This window comes from Paraburkholderia sp. IMGN_8, from assembly GCF_038050405.1.
In the GTDB taxonomy this organism is placed as follows: Bacteria; Pseudomonadota; Gammaproteobacteria; order Burkholderiales; family Burkholderiaceae; genus Paraburkholderia.
In genome coordinates this window covers 3,868,352-3,886,338 of the sequence record NZ_CP150901.1, presented here as the reverse complement: position 1 = coordinate 3,886,338, position 17,987 = coordinate 3,868,352, and the positions used below count along the sequence as shown (strand labels likewise).

Below are 17,987 nucleotides of genomic sequence, written 5' to 3'. Positions count from 1 at the left end.
GTGCGGTCAGGCGGCGCGCGTCGGCGCTTTCAACGCCGTCTGCTCGATCACACGAGCGAGCGTGTCGAATGCCGGGCCGATCTTGTCGTTAGCCACGCACGCATAACCCAGCAGCAGCCCGCGCCGCGCGGGTGTCTCGCTGCTGTAGTAACTGGCGAGCGGCCGCACGATCACGCCGGCATCATAAGCGGCCGCCGTTACCGCGCGATCGTTCGCATGATCGGGCAAGCCGAGCACCAGGTGCAAACCGGCCTCGTCGCCCATTACCGGCAGTTCGTCGCCGAAACGCGCGGTGATCGCGTCGATCAGAATCTGCCGCCGCTCGCCGTACAGCGCCCGCATGCGCCGCACGTGCGAAGTGAGATGGCCGTCCATGATGAAATCGGTCATCACCGCCTGCTGCATCAACTGCCCCTCGCGATACAACTCGGCAACGCCCGTGCGAAACGTATCCACCAGATGCTCCGGCGCGATCATGTAGCCGATCCGCAAACCCGGAAACAGCATCTTGCCGAGACTGCCGACGTAGATCACCTGGCCGGCGTCGTCGAGTCCTTGCAGCGACGCTAGCGGACGGCTGCCGTAGCGGAACTCGCTGTCGTAGTCGTCTTCGATGATCCACACGTTGTGCTGGCGCGCGTACTCGAGCAGCGTGCGGCGGCGCGCGAGACTCATCACCATGCCGAGCGGATACTGATGCGACGGCGTGACCAGCGCCAAACGCGGCGGCTGTTGCAGATCCTGCTCGCGCGGGTTGAGCCCTTCGTCATCGACGGGCACGGGTACTAGCGTAATCCCCGACGATTGCAGCACGCTGCGCGCGCCCCAATAGCACGGCTCTTCGACCCAGGCGCGATCGCCGACATCGGTCAGCAAACGCACTGCCAGATCGATCGACTGATGAATGCCCGTCGTGATGATGATCTGGTCCGGCGTGCAATTCACCGAGCGCGCAACCCGCAGGTAATCGGACAGCGCGCGCCGCAGCGGCCGGTAGCCGCCGCCGGGCGCATAGGTCAGCAGATCGGGATTGGCTTCCTTCCACAACCTTGCCTGCAAGCGGCTCCACGTGCGCGCCGGGAATTCGGAGACGTCGGGTACACCCGGCATGAAAGCGCCCCATTGTTTGGCTGACACGCCGGCCTGATCGATCAGCCTTCGTCCGCGGGTCGAGAGGTCGTCGAGCTCGCGTTTCGGCGGCTTCGCAGCCGCGGCCGACGCCGCTGCCGCTGGATTGCCCTCCAGGTCGACACTCGCCACCGGCTTCTTGCGCGCATTTACCGCGGCGCTGTCCGGCCGCGTGTCGGCGACATAGGTGCCGCTGCCGGTGGTCGAGATCACATAGCCTTCGGCCGTCAACTGGTCGTAGACGTGCAGCACCGTATTGCGTGCGATGCCGAGGTCCGCGGCAAGCGTGCGCGAGCTGGGCAGCTTGGTGCCCGGCGGCAGCTGGCCGGTCAGGATGGCTTGCTGCATCAGCCGCAGCGTCTGCCTGTAGACCGGTTCGGCGGCCGTGCGGTCGAGCCGCGCGGCAAGCCAATCCGACAAGATCACGGTGTCCAAGTGGTTCTATCCGGAATAATGAAATGGTTCCATATTGTAGAACCGTAAGGGACTATAGTGAGCCACGCAATTGTTGCAATCCCTCTGTTTCGACGAGGGAGCCAGCCGGAACGCAGCAACCATCTTGCATGGGATCGGAGTAAGTGCTTTGCATGGGATCAGAGTAAGAGCTTTGCATGGGATCAGAGTAAGCGCTGAAGCGCCAACTCTGATCGACAGCTGAAGCGCTAACTCCAATCGACAGAGGAGACTAGTACGATGAAAACCGATGACGTGATCGTCAGCTTTCGGGGTGTGCGCAAGACATATGACGGCGAAACGCTGGTCGTCAAACAGCTCGATCTGGATATCTATCAGGGCGAATTCCTGACGTTGCTCGGGCCGTCAGGCTCCGGCAAAACCACTTGTCTGATGATGCTGGCGGGCTTCGAATTTCCCACCGGCGGCGAAATCTGGCTGGACGGCACGCTGCTCAATACCGTGCCGCCGCATAAGCGCAACATCGGCATGGTGTTTCAGAACTACGCGCTGTTCCCGCATTTGACGGTCGAGCAGAACGTCGCGTATCCGCTTACCGTGCGCAAACTTTCGGCCGAAGAACGGGCGCATCGCGTCGATAACGCGCTGAAGATGGTGCGCATGGAGAGCTTCGCAAAGCGTTATCCGGCGCAGCTCTCCGGCGGTCAGCAGCAACGTATTGCGCTGGCGCGGGCGCTGGTGTTCGAACCGAAGCTCGTGCTGATGGACGAGCCGCTCGGCGCACTCGACAAACAGTTGCGCGAACACATGCAGTATGAACTTAAATCATTGCACGAGAAGCTCGGCGTCACGTTCGTGTACGTCACGCACGATCAGGGCGAGGCGTTGACCATGTCCGACCGCGTTGCCGTGTTCGACAAAGGGATCGTGCAGCAGCTCGATACCGTGGACCGTCTGTACGAATCGCCGTGCAACGAGTTCGTCGCGAACTTCATCGGCGACAGCAACAAGCTGCGCGGCACGATCGCGGACGTCGACGGTGAGTACTGCGAGTTTCATCTGATTGACGGCACGCGGCTCACGGGCCGCAATATCGGTGGGGCGCGGGCGGGTACGCCGGCAGTTGCGTGTATCCGGCCCGAGCGCATGAAGCTCGCGAACGGCGTGTCGCGGCCCGGCGCCAACGCGCTAAGCGGCGAGGCGCGCGGATTGATCTATTTCGGCGACCACGTGCGCATGCGTTGTGGCCTGCCGGAACAGGACGAGTGCTTCGTCAAGGTGCCGCTCGGCACGGAATTGCTCGATACCTTCGCGCCCGGCGCACCGGTCGCGCTGGAGTTCGCGCCCGAGCATCTGCGGGTGTTCGCGGGGGCGTGAACGCATGTGACGCGTGGGTAGTTCAACGCAGGCAGGTCGCATAAGCAGCACAAAAAAAGTCGCACTGTATTTAGCTGAAAGTACACCACCAAAGGAGAGCAACACACCATGAGCAAGATCGGGAAATCGCGCTGCGCCATCGCTGTCGGTGCTGTGGCGCTCGCGCTGGGCGCCGCGCAGGCCAATGCAGCAGAACTGACGGTCGTCAATTTCGGCGGCGCGAATGGCGACGCGCAGAAGGTCGCATTCAACCAGCCGTTCGAATCGCAAACCGGCAATAAGGTGACCGCCGTCGAATACAACGGTGAGCAGGCCAAAGTGAAGGCGATGGTCGAAGCGAAGCATGTGAACTGGGACGTGGTGGAAGTCGAATCCGGCGACATCGGCCGTGGCTGTGATGAAGGACTGTACGAGAAGCTCGACTGGTCGAAGATCGGCAAGAAGTCGGATCTGATTCCGGAAGCGCCGCAAACCTGCGGCGTGGGTTTCTTCGTGTGGTCGACGGCACTCGCTTATAACGCCGACAAGCTGAAAACCGCGCCGACCGGCTGGGCTGACTTCTGGGACGTGAAGAAATTTCCGGGCAAGCGCGCAATGCGCAAGGGCGCGCGCTACAACCTCGAGTTCGCGCTGATGGCCGACGGCGTGCCGCCGAAGGACGTCTACAAAGTGCTCGCCACCAAGGAAGGCCAGGACCGCGCATTCAAGAAGCTCGACGAACTGAAGCCGAATATCCAGTGGTGGGAAGCGGGCGCGCAGCCGCCGCAGTTCCTCGTGGCGGGTGACGTGGTGATGTCTACCGCGTACAACGGCCGCATCGACGCCGCGCAGAAGGAAGGCAAGAACCTCAAGGTGGTGTGGAACGGCAGCATTTACGACCTCGACTACTGGGGCATTCCGAAGGGCACGCCGAACAAGGCGCTAGCGGAAAAGTACATCGCCTATTCGATTTCGGCGAAGCCGCAGCAGGACTACGCGCACCACATCGCGTACGGTCCGGTGAACGTGACGGCAATCAAGGCGCTCGATCCGAAGACGCTCGCCAATCTGCCGAACTCGCCGGCCAATGGCAAGAATGCGGTGCTGCAGAACCTCGCGTTCTGGACCGACCATGGCGATGAACTGGAGCAGCGTTTTTCGTCGTGGGCTTCGAAGTAAATAGCTGGGTGTGAGAAGGCGCGGCTTGCCTGGTGAAGCCGCGCCGTATCGATGCAATAAAACGCGCGCATGTCTGACTGATATGCGCGCGTGGCCTAGGGGACGGGTGTGACTACGATGACGATCGCCGCCGATACGACGCCTGAGTCGAGCGGCAGACTCAAGCGCGAACTGAAGGCCGCCGAAGCGAAAAAGCGCGCAATGGCGCTGCTGCTGATTGCGCCGCTCGCAATTTTTCTGCTGCTGATTTTTGTCGTGCCGATCGGCACGCTGCTGACGCGCGCCGCGCAGAATCCGGAAGTGGTCAACGCATTGCCGCATACGCTGAATGCGCTCGCCGGCTGGGATCGCAAAACGCTGCCTCCTGATGCCGCCTACGCCGCATTGGCTGTAGACCTCACCGCGATCGCGGACAGCGACGGTATGGGTGCGCTCGCACGGCGGCTGAACGTGGAGATTCCGGGCTATCGCTCGCTGGTCGCAAAATCGGCCCACGCCATGCCGTTCGCCGACGACAACAGCAAGCCGATGACGCTCACGCCTGCCCAGGTTCACGCGAAGTTCGTCGAACTCGACGAACGCTGGAACGACATCGCTTACTGGCAGGCTATCGCGAAGAACTCAGGCGCGTACTCGCCGTTCTATCTGCTGGCTTCGTTAGACCATAAGCAGGACGCGTTCGGTCACATTATTCCGACCGATCGCGACCAACAGATCTATCTCGCCGTGTTCAGCCGTACCTTTGTGATCGGCGCGGCCGTCACAATCTTCGCGCTGCTGCTCGGTTACCCGCTTGCGTATTGGATCTCCACGCTCTCAGACCGTCGCGCGAATCTGGTGATGATTCTCGTGCTGATTCCGTTCTGGACCTCGATCCTCGTGCGCGTCGCGGCCTGGATCGTGATTCTGCAAAGCGAGGGGCTGGTGAACAAGGCGCTGATCGGCAGCGGGCTGCTGCATGATCCGCTGTCGCTGCTGTTCAATCGCACCGGCGTGTACATCTCGATGACGCATATCTTGTTGCCGTTCATGATCCTGCCGCTGTACAGCGTGATGAAGTCGATCCCACCGACCTACCAGCGCGCCGCGATCTCGCTCGGCAGCCATCCGTTCGCGGCCTTCTGGCGCGTGTACGTGCCGCAGACCTATCCGGGCATCGGCGCGGGCGCGTTGCTGGTGTTCATTCTGGCGATTGGCTACTACATCACGCCGGCATTGCTTGGCGGACCGAACGATCAGATGGTCAGCTACTACGTCGCGTACTTCACCAACGTGACGATCAACTGGGGTATGGCGTGTGCGCTCGGCGGCTTGCTGCTCGCCGCGACGCTCGTGCTGTATGTCATCTACGGACGCTTTACGCGTTCGTCCCTGAGCCTCGGCTGATCGCCTGAACGGAGCTTACTCGCGATGAAACTTGCCAAGCCCTTGTTTGCGCCGCATACGTCCTTGATTGAACGCGTGTGGTACTTCGCGTTGCGCGCGCTTGCCGTGCTCACGCTGCTGTATCTGATCCTGCCGGTACTGGCGATCGTCCCGTTGTCGTTTTCGTCGAGCACGTTTCTCGTGTATCCGATTCCGGGCTGGTCGCTGCGCTGGTATGAGAACCTGATTGGGTCCGATGAATGGCGCATGGCGGCCAAGAACAGTTTCATCGTGGCGCCGTCGGCGACTGTCGTGGCGACGGTACTCGGCACCTTGGCGGCAATCGGCCTGACCAAAGCGAACTTCCGCGGCAAGGCGCTGCTGATGGCGATTCTGATTTCGCCGATGATCGTGCCGGTGGTGGTGGTCGGCGTCGGCATGTATCTGTTTTTTGCGCCGCTTGGATTGGCGAATACGTATATCGGGCTGATTCTCGCGCATGCGTCGCTGGGTGTGCCGTTCGTCGTGACGACGGTGGCGGCGACGTTGCAGGGCTTCAATTACAACCTGGTGCGCGCGAGTTTGTCGCTGGGTGCGAATCCGGTGAAGACGTTCTTCCGCATCACGTTGCCGGTGATCGCGCCGGGCGTGATTTCGGGTGCGCTGTTCGCGTTCGCGACTTCGTTCGATGAAGTCGTCGTGACGCTATTCCTCGCCGGTGCGAATCAGTCGACCTTGCCGCGTCAGATGTTTACCGGTATCCGCGAAAATATCAGCCCGACTATCGCGGCGCTGGCGACGATTCTGATCGTGTTCTCCACCTGCCTGTTGCTGGCGTTGGAATGGCTGCGTGGGCGCAATGCGGCGCGGGCGGTGGCGGCGTAACGTGATTGCGGAGGTGTGGGATGGCTACGGCGTTGAAGTCGTCGTCGCAGCCTGCCACCCGCCACCCAGCGATTGAAACAACGCAGCCGTATCGGCGAACCGGTCGGCCTGCGCGCGGGTACGGTCGAGCGTGGTCTGCAACACCTGACGCTGCGTATCGAGCAGGCCGAACTGGCTGACACCACCCGCCGAATACTGCGCGTGCGCGATATCCAGGCTCGCCTGCGCCTGCTGTGCTGCATCATCGCGCGCCTGCAGTTCACTGGCATCGTTTTGCAGTGCCGTCAGCGTGTCCGCAACCTGTTGCAACGCCTGCAGCACTGTCTGCTGATAGTCAGCGAGCGCAGCATCGTAAGCCGCCTGTGCAGAGCGTTTCTTCGCGCGGAGTTCGCCGCCGCGGAAAATCGGTTGCGTCAGATTGAGGCCGAAATTCCAGATGTTCAGCCCACTGACTACGTCTCGAATGTTGGTGCGCTCCGATCCGATCCCAGCGGAAAGGGCGAACTGCGGATACAGGTTCGCCGTCGCCACGCCGACATTCGCGCTCGCTTGATGCAACAACGCTTCCGAAGCACGGATGTCGGGCCGTTCGCGCGCGAGCGTCGACGGCAGCGTGAGCGGCAATGTGTCCGGCAGATGCAGTGAATCGAGCGTCAGGTCGGCGAAGTCCGCCTTCGAGGGTGGCATGCCAAGCAGGATCGCGAGTTGGTGATCGGTCTGCGCGAGTTGTGTCGCGAGTGGCGGCAACGACGCGCGGGTCTGCGCGAGCAGCGTGCGCTGGCTGTGCACGTCGAGTTGCGAGACACCGCCTGCCGCGAACCGTCCTTCCGTGATCGTCAGTTGTCGCGCCTGGGTGTCAGCGAGGCGCTGCGTCAACGTGATCTGTTGCTGCAGCGATGCGCGCCGCACGGCAGTGGAGACGACATTGCCCGCGAGCGAGAGCCGCGCCGCTTCGAACTCGAACGACTGATAGTCGACTTGCGCCATTAGCGCTTCCAGCGCCCGGCGATTTCCACCGAAAATATCGAGCGCATATGACACGCTCACCGACGCGTTGTAAAGCGTAAACGGCCCCGGATTGGGCACTTTCGGAATGCCGAACGCCGCGATATCGACCTGCTGCCGCACCCCGGATACCGTCACGTCGACAGCCGGAAATGTGGTCGCGCCGAATTGCGCGTTGTAGTTTTCGCGCGCCTCGATCAGCTTCGCGCGGGCTTGCGTGAGCGTGGGGCTTTGTTGCAGGGCCTGCTCGACGAGACGGTTGAGCGCATCGGATTGAAACTGCTTCCACCACATCGGTGTTGCATGCTCAGCCGCGACAAATGTCTGCGATGCTCCAGCCACACCGCTGGCCGAGACGGTCGCAGCGGGGTGCGCTTCATGTATGTAGGCTTGCGTATCCGGCGCCGCCGGCGTATGAAAATCCGGCCCCACCGCGCACCCGCACAGCGCGACGACGGATAAGAAAGCGAGCGGCTTCATCGACCGGTCCTCCTAGTCGAGTGTGCGCCGGTAGAAGCGCAGCGCGATGCTCATCACGACGACCATGAACAACGCCACAGGCCATACCGATGGCCACAGGTCGGCCCAGCCGTTCCCTTTGAGCAGAATGCCGCGAATCAGCCGGTTGAAATACGTAAGCGGCAGCAGATTGCCGATGAATTGCGCCCAGCCTGGCATGCCCGCAAATGGGAACATGAAACCGGATAGCAGCAGACTCGGCAGAAAATAGAACACGGTCAGCTGCATCGCCTGCAACTGATTCTGCGCAATCGACGAAAGCGTGATACCGACCGTCAGATTCGCCGCGATAAACAGCAGCGCAGCCAGATAGATCGCCAGCAGGCTGCCCGCGAACGGCACATCGAATACGTAGCGCGCCGCAGCGAGAATGATCGACGCCTGCACCAGCCCGATCATCACGTAAGGCACGATCTTGCCGGTCATCACTTCGATCGGCAGCACGGGCGTGGCGAGCAGGTTTTCCATCGTGCCGCGCTCGCGTTCGCGGGTGATTGCGAGGCCAGTCATCATTACCATCGTCATCGTCAGGATCACGCCCATCAGGCCCGGCACCACGTTGTATTGCGTGATGCCTTCGGGGTTGTAGAGCCGGTGCACCTGCACGTCGAATGCGGCAGCGGTACCGTTCAGATGGGCGAGCGGCCCGGTGATGTCCTTATCCGCGACCGGTTGCACAAGGCCCGGGAGCGCAGCGAGCGCGGTGTTCGTCGCGGTGGGGTCGGTCGCATCGGCTTCGACCAGCAGCGAAGGGCGTTCACCGCGAAGCAGACGTTGCGAAAAATCCACCGGCACCGACAACACGAACTGCACCCGGCCTTGGGCCAGAGCGCGGCGGCCGGCCTCCTCGTTGGGCAAGGTTTCGACGATGTCGAAATACATGGAGTTCTTCATCGCCGCGACGAAGCTGCGCGAGAACGTGCTCTCGTCGCCGATGATGACGGCAGTCGGCAGATGCTTCGGGTCGGTGTTGATCGCGAAGCCGAACAGCGTGAGCTGGATGACCGGCAGGCCGACGATCATCGCGAACGTGATCCGGTCGCGCTTTAATTGCAAAAACTCTTTGAGCACGATGCTCCACCAGCGCGAGAGCGAGAACAGGACGCGCGTGCTCACGATTGCGCTCCGTAGTTGTCGGCGGAGTGGCTCATCAGGTAGATGAACACGTCTTCAAGCCCGGTTTCGATGCGCTCGGCGCGTAGCGCCGTGCCCTCGGTCGCGCGTTTGACGGCGGCTTCGAGCGTTGCGTGGTCGCTGCCGCTGACATGCAGCGCTGAACCGAATACGACGGTCTGATCGACGCCGGGCGTTTTGCGCAACTGTTCCGAGAGTTTGCTCAGGTGCTCACCGTAGATGGTCCATGTCGCCAGATTCTGCGATTCGATCACTTCCTTCGAGGTGCCTTGCGCCAGCAGCTTGCCGTACGCAATGTACGCCAGCTTGTGGCAACGCTCGGCTTCATCCATGTAGTGCGTGCTGACCAGAACCGAAATGCCGCGCGCCGCGAGGCGGTGCAACTCTTCCCAGAATTCGCGGCGTGCGTTCGGGTCGACGCCCGCGGTCGGTTCGTCGAGCAGCAGCAATCGCGGCTCGTGCAGCATGCAGGCGGCGAGCGCGAGGCGCTGTTTCCAGCCGCCGGATAGCGCGCCGGTCAACTGATTCGCGCGGCTTTGCAGTCCGAGCGATTCGAGTGCGCGATCGACCGCTTCGCGCCGGTTTGCCATCTGATAGATGCGTGCGACGAAATCGAGATTCTCGCGGATCGTCAGGTCGTCCCAATACGAGAAGCGCTGCGTCATATAGCCGACGTTGCGCTTGATCTGCGCGCTCTCGCGGACGATGTCGTAACCGAGGCAGGTGCCGGTGCCAGAGTCCGGCGTAAGCAGCCCGCACATCAAACGGATCGAGGTGGTCTTGCCGCTGCCGTTCGGCCCGAGGAAGCCAAAGATCTCGCCGCGCGCAACCTGCAACGTCACGTCGTTGACGACATGTTTGTCGCCGAAGTGCTTGTTGAGCTTGTGCACGTCGATCGCGTATTGCGGCGCGGGCTGGTTCATCGCAGGCTCACCGCGACGGGTTGGCCGGGATGAAGCTTGACTGCGTCGGCGGCGGACGGATGAGCTTCGACCATGAACACCAGCTTCGCACGGTTCTCGTTGCTGTAGATCACCGGCGGTGTGTATTCGGCCTCGCTCGATATGTACGTGATTTTCGCTGGAACATCGGCGGTGCAACCGTCGCAATGAATGGAAAGCGCACGGCCTGGGGCGAGCTTGCCGACCACGGTCTCCGGTACGAAGAAGCGAACTTTCACGTTCTGCGGCGGCAGCATCTGCACGACAGGATTGCCCGCCTGTACCCACTCCCCGACTCGATACAGCGTGTCGTAGACGAGTCCTTGCGCCGGTGCGTTGACGCGCTTCTGGTCGAGCTTCCATTGCGCCTGTGCGACGGCCGCCTGCGCGGCGTCGACCTGTGCGCTTTGCGCGGTGATTTGCTGCGAACGGCCGGGGAGCAAAGCGACATCCACCTGGTTGCTGAGTTCGCGGACCTGCGCGGCGGTGGCGTCGGCGTTGGCGCGCGAATCGTCGAGCTGTGCTTTCGGAATGCCGCCTACGCGGTACTGTGCTTCATCGCGCGTCAATTGCAATGCGGCCTTGCGCGCATTGGCGACGGCCTGCGCGAGTTGCGCTTTGGTCACGTTCACTTCGGGACGGCGCTTGCCGGTCCGGATATCGGCTAGCTGTGCGCGTGCCGCAGCGAGTTGCTGTTGTGCCTGCTGCAATGCGGCGGTCTCGTCTACGGATTCGAGCGTGAACACCGGCGCGCTCGCGTCAACCGTCTGCCCTCGTGCGACCGCCAACTGCGTAAGCTTGCCGGACTGCGACGAGCCGAGATAGACGAACTCACCCTCGACATAGCCTTGATAGACGCTGTTATCGCGATGCGAGCAACCCGCCAATGCCGTCGCGGCGAACAGCAGGCAAACCGAAACGCGGGAAAAGCGGCTCATGACTTGCTCCGTGGGACGGCGCGGGGCTTCGGTGGCGCCGGGCGCGGCAGCGGTTGCATGCCGCCGATCAGCAGCGCGGTCACGTGCCGGCGCAACGCATCACGTTCGATGACAGGCAGACCTCGCGCGCTTTGCCAAATCTTCGCGGTGGAGAGCGGCAGCATCACGAGCGCCAGAATTGAGTTGAACAGCAACATGGCTTCCAGTTCGGCGTTGACGGCGCCGTCCTGCTGCGCGTGCGCAACACGGCTGCTGAAGCGCTTGATGTTGTCGAACGGGATGCGCTGCATCATTCGTTCACGCAGCAGGCCGCCTTCGTTGACGATCTCCCGCAGCCAGAGCGGCGGCAACCAGGGCATGCGGTCCGTCACGTCGAACAGCCGCGCGACGAATTCGTGAACCAGCGCGAAGGGATCGCTTGCGGCGTCTTCAACGACCGGGCGCCAGACGAATTCCGCCGCACGGGCGAGCCGCTCGTCGGCCACCGCATCGAGCAACTTTTCGCGATTCGTGAAGTAGTAATGGACCAGCGCCGACGTGACTCCCGCCTCGGCGGCGATCTGCGCGACCGTTGTGGCCGCGATGCCGCGTTCGGAAAAGAGCCGTGTCGCGGTGTCGAGCAGATGTTCGCGCACATCGAAGTCCTCGATAGCCGGGCGGCGACCGAGTGGCTTCGCGGACGAGCGTTTCGGGTTCATCGATCCATGCTAATTGATGAGTTAGTTAAATTCAAGGACGGGTTTTGCCGTGTGTGATCTGGATGCTGGAATCCTGGGCATGGCAATCGCATCATCGCCCGGTGTGCGGCTGCGCGGCTGTGCGGATCGCGCAAATCGCCAAACGCCTCTTCGATAGCAACAAGACGGTCAGCACGTACAAAGGTATTGTCAAGTTGTCGACCGGCACGCGCTCGAACACGCGGTACATAAGGATAGCTATTTTATGCGGCAAGGCGCTCCAACATGGCAGTGCCCGTCACGCTTTCCCACGCCTCGAAGGTCTCGGTGCGTAGCGCCCGCCTTTCCCTTGCGTCGGTGTGGTAGCGGCAATGCATGAAGAGATTGGCTACCTGGTCGTGGACCGAAGAGAAACGTTGCAGCTGACGCGCTGATTTGAAGCGACGCATCACCTTCTCGCGGACTCGTGTCGGCTGGTGCGAGTTCTCCGCCCGGTTGTTCAGCCCCTTGTGCTGGCGGTGTTCGACGTTTATCCCCAGATCCCGGTTCGCCGCCGCATAGCTTTTGAGCTTGTCAGTAATCAGTACACGTGGGGCACGCCTATGCTTCCTGAGCAGCATGCGCATAAGGCGCGTGGCGGCGTGCCGGTCGCGCCGGCCTTGCACCAGCACGTCAAGCACCGCGCCAAGCTGAGCCCCATCGTTAGCAAATTCATGCTCATGCATCCGGAGGTCGACGTAAGGCTGGATCTGGACGATCGCTACGTGGACATAGGCGCACGCGGCTACGACCTGGCGATCCGCATTTGCCGCCTGGAAGACAGTTCTTTAAAGGCCCGGCGGATTGCCGTCAGCCGGCGTGGCATCTATGGAAGCGAGGCCTACCTGAAGCGAGAAGGGCTGCCACGCACGCTGGATGATCTCGCCACGCCTGCCTTGCGTATGCCAATGCGACATCTGGACACATCTGGCAATTCGAGCACCCACGCAGCCATGAGATCCGCTCTCTGACCCTTCCTCCCCGCTTTGTGTCCAATAGCGGTGAGGCGCTGCGCGATGCGGCGGTCGAGGGCCTCGGGCTGGCGGCGCTACCAGCCTTCTTGGCAAACGACGAGGTCCGTTCGGCAAGGCTGGTCGAAGTGAGGTTGCAAGGCTGGCTGATGGCGCTGGATACGATCCAGGCAGTGTTCTCGCAATCCGTCGCGTTACCTGCTCGGGTTAGAGCGTTGATCGAACACATCACTTCTGCTATGTCGCCCCCGTTGCCGTGGAAATAGAAGGACCGTTGAAGTCCGCAAAGCACCAAGGCTGTCCGCGCCTCCCAGCTGTTCGCGTATCCGACGTGGAGCGTGCACCGGTTGGCCAGACACTGCCAGACTAAATTCCTCTAGGCCTGCTGATCATTTGCGATGAGTAACGGTGCGCGACCGAGTCGTGGCTTTGTTTGGTCCTAGCCGTCACAAGACGACAGAAGCATCTTTAATAAGAGGGTGAGGCGAACGGTTCACGTTTTGCAAATGGCGAGGGTGATCAACAAACCCGCGGCATCGAAAGTCGCGTGCCGCGACTCTAGGTGCGACAAGGTGGATCGGTCAAGTGCTAGGCAATTGTCCGCTGTTTTTCGTAAGGAGTCGCGCAGATGTGCGCGGGACGGTACCGGAAGGCGAAGTCGGGGCGTCCGGCCAGTTCCGCGGCCAGATTGGCACGTCGCATCAGCAACGCGGCCAGTTCCGCCGATTCAGCTTTACCCACGCCTGGGTCAGATCCCTGAATGCCTGGTCTTCGACGCTCGGCAAAATACATTGCTGGCGGTCAGCAAGATCTAAGATCCAGCGGAAATTGGAAGAACTTCGATTTTTCTGCAAGTTGTTGCTTGGTAGCCTTCCGGACGAAATGTGGCCACGGCGACATCTGTTTTGTATCTCCTGTTTCACGGCACTGTCGCGGCTTGCTCGGGTGTCGCTTTTTGCAACTGGCGCTGCGTTCACGCACTATGGGTCAGTGTCTAGATTGGCCGCTAACTAAATAAATACACTTAATCATCGTGAAATATATTGCGCTATTTCTTGTGGCCGCCCTCGCTGGGTGCTCGTATTCATCCACTCCACACTGACATCCACACGCTCAATGCGGCGGTCGAGGTGGCACGCCGATGTGTGGACGAGGGCGTCGCCGTCGTAGCTGGAGAGGCACGCACACTCGCAAAACGGTCGTCCGTCGCGGCCATGGAGAACGGGGATCTGATCGGCGGACTCGCCCGCTTTGCGCGAGCATCGCGATTACGATCCAGTTCGCGCGGTCAACTACCCCAACAATGGAGAAACAGACCATGTCTCACGACAAGGAGCTGCGCCGTCGTTTTCTGCGCCAGGTGCTCGCGATCGTGCCCGCGGCGACTGTCGCCTCTGGGATCGTGCTGACGCAGTCGGCTTGCAGCGACACCGCTGAGCCCGCTGCTGCCAGCGCCGGCAACGCGCCGTATAAACCGCAGTACTTCACCGAGGCCGAATGGAGCTTCATCGGCGCGGCCGTCGACCGGCTCATTCCGGAAGACGAACTCGGTCCCGGGGCGATCGGCGCAGGCGTGCCCGAATTCATCGATCGCCAGATGGAAGCGCCGTTCGGACAAGGCAAGCTCTGGTACATGCAAGGCCCCTTCCACCCCGATCAGCCGCCCGAGATGGGCTACCAGCTGAGCCTCACGCCGCGCGACATCTACCGGCACGGCATCAGGGCCTGTGACGACGAGTGCGCAAAGAAGTACGACGGAAAAACCTTCGCACAACTGGACAAGCCTACCCAGGCGCAGGTACTCGGCGACATGGAGCACGGCAGGATCGAGTTCGATAGAGTTCCCGCGCACACGTTTTTCGCCTATCTGCTCGCCAATACCAAAGAAGGTTTCTTCGCCGACCCGATTCACGGCGGCAACAAAGGTATGGTGGGATGGAAGATGGTCGGCTTCCCGGGCGCGCGAGCCGACTTCATGGACTGGATCGATCAGCCGGGAGTCAAGTATCCGTATGGGCCGGTTTCGATCGACGGGAAGCGGGATTAAGGGGCTAAGGAAATGGCAATCAAGAAGAATAAGGTCGACTGTGTGATCGTGGGCTTCGGCTGGACGGGCGCGATCCTCGGACAGGAGTTGACCGATGCCGGACTCAACGTCGTCGCGCTGGAACGTGGCGCGATGCAGGACACGCCGACGGACGCGCAATATCCGAAGGTGGTGGACGAGCTCACGTATTCCGTGCGCGGCAAGCTGTTTCAGGAACTCGCGCGCGAGACGGTGACGATCCGTCACGGCGTCAACGATCTCGCGGTGCCCTATCGTCAGCATGGATCGTTCCTGCTCGGCAACGGTGTGGGCGGTGCGGGCTTCCACTGGAACGGCATGCATTACCGCGTGCTTCCTGAAGAGCTCGAATTGCGTACGCGTTACGAAGAGCGCTACGGCAAGAAGTTCATCCCCAAAGGCATGAACGTCCAGGACTTCGGCGTTACCTATGACGAACTTGAACCGCATTTCGACTTCGCCGAAAAGGTGTTCGGCACCTCGGGCAAGGCGGGCAACCTGAACGGCCAGATCCAGGCGGGCGGCAATCCGCTCGAGGGCAAACGCACCAGCGAATACCCCACGCCTGCGCTGCAAAATTCACTCGGTGCGCAGTTGTTCGAGAAGGCTGCGCGTGAGGCCGGCTTTCATCCCTACCCCGCTCCGGCAGCGAACTCGTCCACGGCGCACACGAACCCGTATGGCGTGCGCCTTGGACCGTGCAATTTCTGCGGCTTCTGCGAAGGCTACGGCTGCTACATGTATTCGAAGGCCTCGCCGCAGACCACGATCCTGCCCGTCCTGCTGAAGAAGCCGAATTTTGAGCTACGTACGCACGCGTATGTGACGAAGGTCCTGCTCGACTCCGACAAGAAGAAGGCCGTCGGAGTGACCTATATCGATGCGCAGGGCCGCGAAATCGAACAACCGGCCGATCTGGTCATCATCGCCGCGTTCCAGATGCACAACGTCCGGCTGCTGTTGCTGTCGGGCATCGGCAAACCATACGACCCGAAGACGGGCGAAGGCGTGGTCGGCCGCAACTACGCGTATCAGATGAACGGCGGAGTCAACGTGCTGCTGCCGAAGGGGACGCAACTCAATCCGTTTATCGGCACGGGCGCGGGCGGTATCGGCATGGATGACCTCAATGGCGACCAGTTCGACCACGGTCCGCTTGGCTTCGTGGGCGGAGCCAGCATTCGCCACGTACGCTACGGCGGCCGTCCGATCAAGATGACGCCGACGGTTCCCGGCACGCCGGCATGGGGCAGCAAGTGGAAGGAAGGTGTGACGGACGCCTACCAGCGTTATATGACGATCGGTATCGCGGGCTCCGTCATGCCTTATCAGGATGCCTGTCTGGATCTCGACCCGACCTACCGGGACGCTTATGGCTTGCCGCTGCTGCGCATGACCTTCGACTGGCACGACAACGAATACGACATGCTCGGCTACATGGGCAAGCGTATGGAAGAAGTCGCGAAGGCGATGAATCCGGAGAAGGTTTTCGTGGCGGTTCGGAAGAAGGGCTCGCATTACGACACGCGCCTCTACCAATCGACGCACACGACGGGAGGCGCCCTAATGGGCTCGTCGCCACAAACCAGCGTGGTCAACAAGTATCTGCAAAGCTGGGACGTATCGAATGTCTTTGTGATGGGGGCGTCCGCCTTCCCGCAGAACATGGGCTATAACCCGACTGGGCTCGTCGCCGCGCTCGCTTACCACTCCGCCAAGGCGATCCGCGAGCAGTATCTGAAGAACGCTGGTCCGCTGGTGCAGGCGTAAGGAGGCTAACGTGACAATGAAAGAAATCGTGCTGGCCATGTGTTCTGCGGCGATCGTCGGCTGCGCGGGATGGGCGGTTGGCGCGTTTGCCGAAGGCGCTGCCGTTGCCCCGGCGAACGCTGCAGTATCCACCGTCGCGGCCGGAAGTGCGGCGGATCAGGAGGCACTCGTCGAACGGGGCCGGTACCTGGCCGGCGTGGCTGACTGTATCGCCTGCCACACCGCCAAAGGCGGCAAACCGTTCGCGGGCGGTCTCCCGATCGATTCGCCGATCGGCAAGATCTATTCGATGAACATCACGCCGGATAAAGGCACGGGCATCGGCAACTACACGCTCGACGATTTCGACAAGGCGGTCCGTCACGGCATCGCGAAGAGCGGCTCGACGCTGTATCCGGCCATGCCGTATGTGTCGTATGCGAAGGTCACGCCGTCGGACGTAAAGGCGCTGTACGCTTACTTCATGAATGGCGTGCAACCGGTCTCGCAGCAGAACCAGGCGCCGGATATTCCGTGGCCTCTGTCGATGCGCTGGCCGCTGTCGTTCTGGCGCATGGCGTTTGCGCCGAATGCGGTGGTGGACGACTCGCCTGCGCCGAACGATCCGATCCTGCGCGGCAAATATCTGGTGGAAGGCCTCGCGCACTGCGGTGCTTGCCACACACCGCGCGGCATCGCGTTGCAGGAAAGGTCGCTGACCGACGACGGCAAAACGTTTCTCTCGGGCGGCGTAATCGCCGACTACCTGGCGAAGAGCTTGCGTGGCGATATGAACGACGGCTTGGGAAGCTGGAGCGAGGCGGAGATCGTCGAATTTCTGAAGAGCGGGCGCACCGCTCACTCGGCTGCGTTCGGCGGGATGGCCGAGGTGGTCGGCGTGAGCACCCAGCACATGACGGATGCCGACCTCACCGCGATCGTCCGCTACCTGAAGACGCTTGCGCCGGTCTCCTCCGGCCAGAAAGCGCTGGCCTATGTCGATTCCGCAGCCAAGGCACTGCGTGCCGGTTCCGACCACAGCAACGGCGCGCTGACGTTCCTCGACAACTGTGCAGCCTGTCATCGCACGACCGGCAATGGCTATGACGCAACGTTTCCGAAGCTGGCGCTGAGCACGACGATCAACACGGCTGACCCGACGTCGCTGATCCATCTCGTGCTGCTCGGTGGGGAAATGCCGTCGACCGCAGCGGCGCCCACGCACTACGGGATGCCGCGCTTCGACGCACGCCTGACCGATCGGGACATTGCCGACGTGTTGACCTTCGTGCGTGCGAGCTGGGGCAACCACGCTCCGGCGGTGAGCGCCGATCAGGTAGCGAAGGTTCGCAAGGCTGTGGGGAGCGCACCGCAGCCGAAACGGGCTAAGAATGGCTAACACAATGAAGGTTGAAGTTGCCGCCAGCAGCCGATGCAGCTGGCGGTTGTGCGTTCGCCCCCCCGAGCGATCTGGGTCTGAATGCCAGCAGCGTGTAGCGGCCGGCGGTATTTGTCGTGACGTAGCCACGATCACCCTGCACGATCGCCGGCTTCGACAGCGGTCGGCCACGCTTGCCACTCAAAAGATGCAGCTTTTGAAGTGTAGTTCTTAAATGGTTGTG

Annotated in this window: 14 protein-coding genes and 2 pseudogenes; 8 read left to right on the top strand and 8 right to left on the bottom strand. The window is 61.7% G+C overall.

Annotation, left to right across the window (positions count from 1 at the left end):
- Positions 1-6: 6 nt before the first annotated feature.
- Positions 7-1,563 (bottom strand): PLP-dependent aminotransferase family protein, encoded by a 1,557-nt coding sequence (locus WN982_RS38545; RefSeq protein WP_341317195.1) that lies wholly within the window; start codon positions 1,561-1,563, stop codon positions 7-9.
- A 258-nt stretch (positions 1,564-1,821) separates the two neighbouring features.
- On the opposite strand from WN982_RS38545, the gene WN982_RS38540 reads away from it, so the two are divergent.
- From WN982_RS38540 to WN982_RS38525, 4 genes are all read left to right on the top strand, one after another.
- Positions 1,822-2,919 carry an ABC transporter ATP-binding protein gene (locus WN982_RS38540; protein WP_341317194.1) on the top strand — a complete coding sequence of 366 codons (1,098 nt, stop codon included), beginning with the start codon at positions 1,822-1,824 and terminating at the stop codon, positions 2,917-2,919.
- Between the two features lie 108 nt (positions 2,920-3,027).
- The gene (locus tag WN982_RS38535; protein ID WP_341317193.1) at positions 3,028-4,077 is read left to right on the top strand and encodes an ABC transporter substrate-binding protein; all 1,050 of its coding nucleotides are present in this window, start codon (positions 3,028-3,030) and stop codon (positions 4,075-4,077) included.
- A 117-nt stretch (positions 4,078-4,194) separates the two neighbouring features.
- The gene (locus WN982_RS38530) at positions 4,195-5,463 is read left to right on the top strand and encodes an ABC transporter permease (protein ID WP_341319560.1); all 1,269 of its coding nucleotides are present in this window, start codon (positions 4,195-4,197) and stop codon (positions 5,461-5,463) included.
- A 24-nt stretch (positions 5,464-5,487) separates the two neighbouring features.
- Positions 5,488-6,327, top strand: coding sequence for an ABC transporter permease (locus WN982_RS38525; RefSeq protein WP_341317192.1), 840 nt, complete (start codon positions 5,488-5,490; stop codon positions 6,325-6,327).
- A gap of 24 nt (positions 6,328-6,351) precedes the next feature.
- On the opposite strand, the gene WN982_RS38520 is transcribed toward WN982_RS38525, so the two are convergent.
- The 6 genes and pseudogenes from WN982_RS38520 to WN982_RS38495 form a co-directional block, all read right to left on the bottom strand.
- Positions 6,352-7,812: an efflux transporter outer membrane subunit gene (locus WN982_RS38520; protein WP_341317191.1), complete on the bottom strand. Its 1,461-nt coding sequence runs from the start codon at positions 7,810-7,812 to the stop codon at positions 6,352-6,354.
- A 12-nt stretch (positions 7,813-7,824) separates the two neighbouring features.
- Positions 7,825-8,967: an ABC transporter permease gene (locus WN982_RS38515; protein WP_341317190.1), complete on the bottom strand. Its 1,143-nt coding sequence runs from the start codon at positions 8,965-8,967 to the stop codon at positions 7,825-7,827.
- Entirely contained in the window at positions 8,964-9,908 is a 945-nt protein-coding gene (locus tag WN982_RS38510; RefSeq protein WP_341317189.1) for an ABC transporter ATP-binding protein, read from the bottom strand. Before WN982_RS38510 ends, WN982_RS38515 begins: the two co-directional genes overlap by 4 nt.
- Positions 9,905-10,864, bottom strand: coding sequence for an HlyD family efflux transporter periplasmic adaptor subunit (locus tag WN982_RS38505; protein ID WP_341317188.1), 960 nt, complete (start codon positions 10,862-10,864; stop codon positions 9,905-9,907). The genes WN982_RS38510 and WN982_RS38505 overlap by 4 nt, the downstream gene beginning before the upstream one ends.
- Complete coding sequence (locus WN982_RS38500) at positions 10,861-11,562, bottom strand: TetR/AcrR family transcriptional regulator (protein WP_341317187.1); 702 nt, start codon at positions 11,560-11,562, stop codon at positions 10,861-10,863. The genes WN982_RS38505 and WN982_RS38500 overlap by 4 nt, the downstream gene beginning before the upstream one ends.
- Before the next feature lie 242 nt (positions 11,563-11,804).
- Positions 11,805-12,233 (bottom strand): annotated as a pseudogene (locus tag WN982_RS38495) (DDE-type integrase/transposase/recombinase); the annotation flags it as partial.
- 21 nt (positions 12,234-12,254) lie between these two features.
- On the opposite strand from WN982_RS38495, the gene WN982_RS38490 reads away from it, so the two are divergent.
- The 4 genes from WN982_RS38490 (at position 12,255) to WN982_RS38475 (ending at position 17,764) form a co-directional block, all read left to right on the top strand.
- Positions 12,255-12,551, top strand: a complete 297-nt coding sequence (locus tag WN982_RS38490) for a LysR substrate-binding domain-containing protein (protein WP_341317186.1) — start codon at positions 12,255-12,257, stop codon at positions 12,549-12,551.
- A gap of 1,318 nt (positions 12,552-13,869) precedes the next feature.
- Positions 13,870-14,598 carry a gluconate 2-dehydrogenase subunit 3 family protein gene (locus tag WN982_RS38485; protein WP_341317185.1) on the top strand — a complete coding sequence of 243 codons (729 nt, stop codon included), beginning with the start codon at positions 13,870-13,872 and terminating at the stop codon, positions 14,596-14,598.
- 12 nt (positions 14,599-14,610) lie between these two features.
- Positions 14,611-16,386, top strand: a complete 1,776-nt coding sequence (locus WN982_RS38480; protein ID WP_341317184.1) for a GMC family oxidoreductase — start codon at positions 14,611-14,613, stop codon at positions 16,384-16,386.
- A gap of 16 nt (positions 16,387-16,402) precedes the next feature.
- Positions 16,403-17,764 (top strand): cytochrome c, encoded by a 1,362-nt coding sequence (locus WN982_RS38475; protein ID WP_341319559.1) that lies wholly within the window; start codon positions 16,403-16,405, stop codon positions 17,762-17,764.
- On the opposite strand, the pseudogene WN982_RS38470 reads toward WN982_RS38475, so the two are convergent.
- Positions 17,761-17,978: pseudogene (locus WN982_RS38470) on the bottom strand (IS5/IS1182 family transposase); the annotation flags it as partial. The gene WN982_RS38475 and the pseudogene WN982_RS38470 overlap by 4 nt on opposite strands.
- Positions 17,979-17,987: the final 9 nt, after the last annotated feature.

What these genes read in the sequence shown, in the direction of transcription:
- WN982_RS38540 (WP_341317194.1), top strand. Translation starts at nt 1,822, where the DNA reads ATGAAAACCGATGACGTGATCGTCAGCTTTCGGGGTGTGCGCAAGACA.
- WN982_RS38535 (WP_341317193.1), top strand. Translation starts at nt 3,028, where the DNA reads ATGAGCAAGATCGGGAAATCGCGCTGCGCCATCGCTGTCGGTGCTGTG.
- WN982_RS38530 (WP_341319560.1), top strand. Translation starts at nt 4,195, where the DNA reads ATGACGATCGCCGCCGATACGACGCCTGAGTCGAGCGGCAGACTCAAG.
- WN982_RS38525 (WP_341317192.1), top strand. Translation starts at nt 5,488, where the DNA reads ATGAAACTTGCCAAGCCCTTGTTTGCGCCGCATACGTCCTTGATTGAA.
- WN982_RS38520 (WP_341317191.1), bottom strand. Translation starts at nt 7,812, where the DNA reads ATGAAGCCGCTCGCTTTCTTATCCGTCGTCGCGCTGTGCGGGTGCGCG.
- WN982_RS38510 (WP_341317189.1), bottom strand. Translation starts at nt 9,908, where the DNA reads ATGAACCAGCCCGCGCCGCAATACGCGATCGACGTGCACAAGCTCAAC.
- WN982_RS38505 (WP_341317188.1), bottom strand. Translation starts at nt 10,864, where the DNA reads ATGAGCCGCTTTTCCCGCGTTTCGGTTTGCCTGCTGTTCGCCGCGACG.
- WN982_RS38500 (WP_341317187.1), bottom strand. Translation starts at nt 11,562, where the DNA reads ATGAACCCGAAACGCTCGTCCGCGAAGCCACTCGGTCGCCGCCCGGCT.
- WN982_RS38490 (WP_341317186.1), top strand. Translation starts at nt 12,255, where the DNA reads ATGCTCATGCATCCGGAGGTCGACGTAAGGCTGGATCTGGACGATCGC.
- WN982_RS38485 (WP_341317185.1), top strand. Translation starts at nt 13,870, where the DNA reads ATGTCTCACGACAAGGAGCTGCGCCGTCGTTTTCTGCGCCAGGTGCTC.
- WN982_RS38480 (WP_341317184.1), top strand. Translation starts at nt 14,611, where the DNA reads ATGGCAATCAAGAAGAATAAGGTCGACTGTGTGATCGTGGGCTTCGGC.
- WN982_RS38475 (WP_341319559.1), top strand. Translation starts at nt 16,403, where the DNA reads ATGAAAGAAATCGTGCTGGCCATGTGTTCTGCGGCGATCGTCGGCTGC.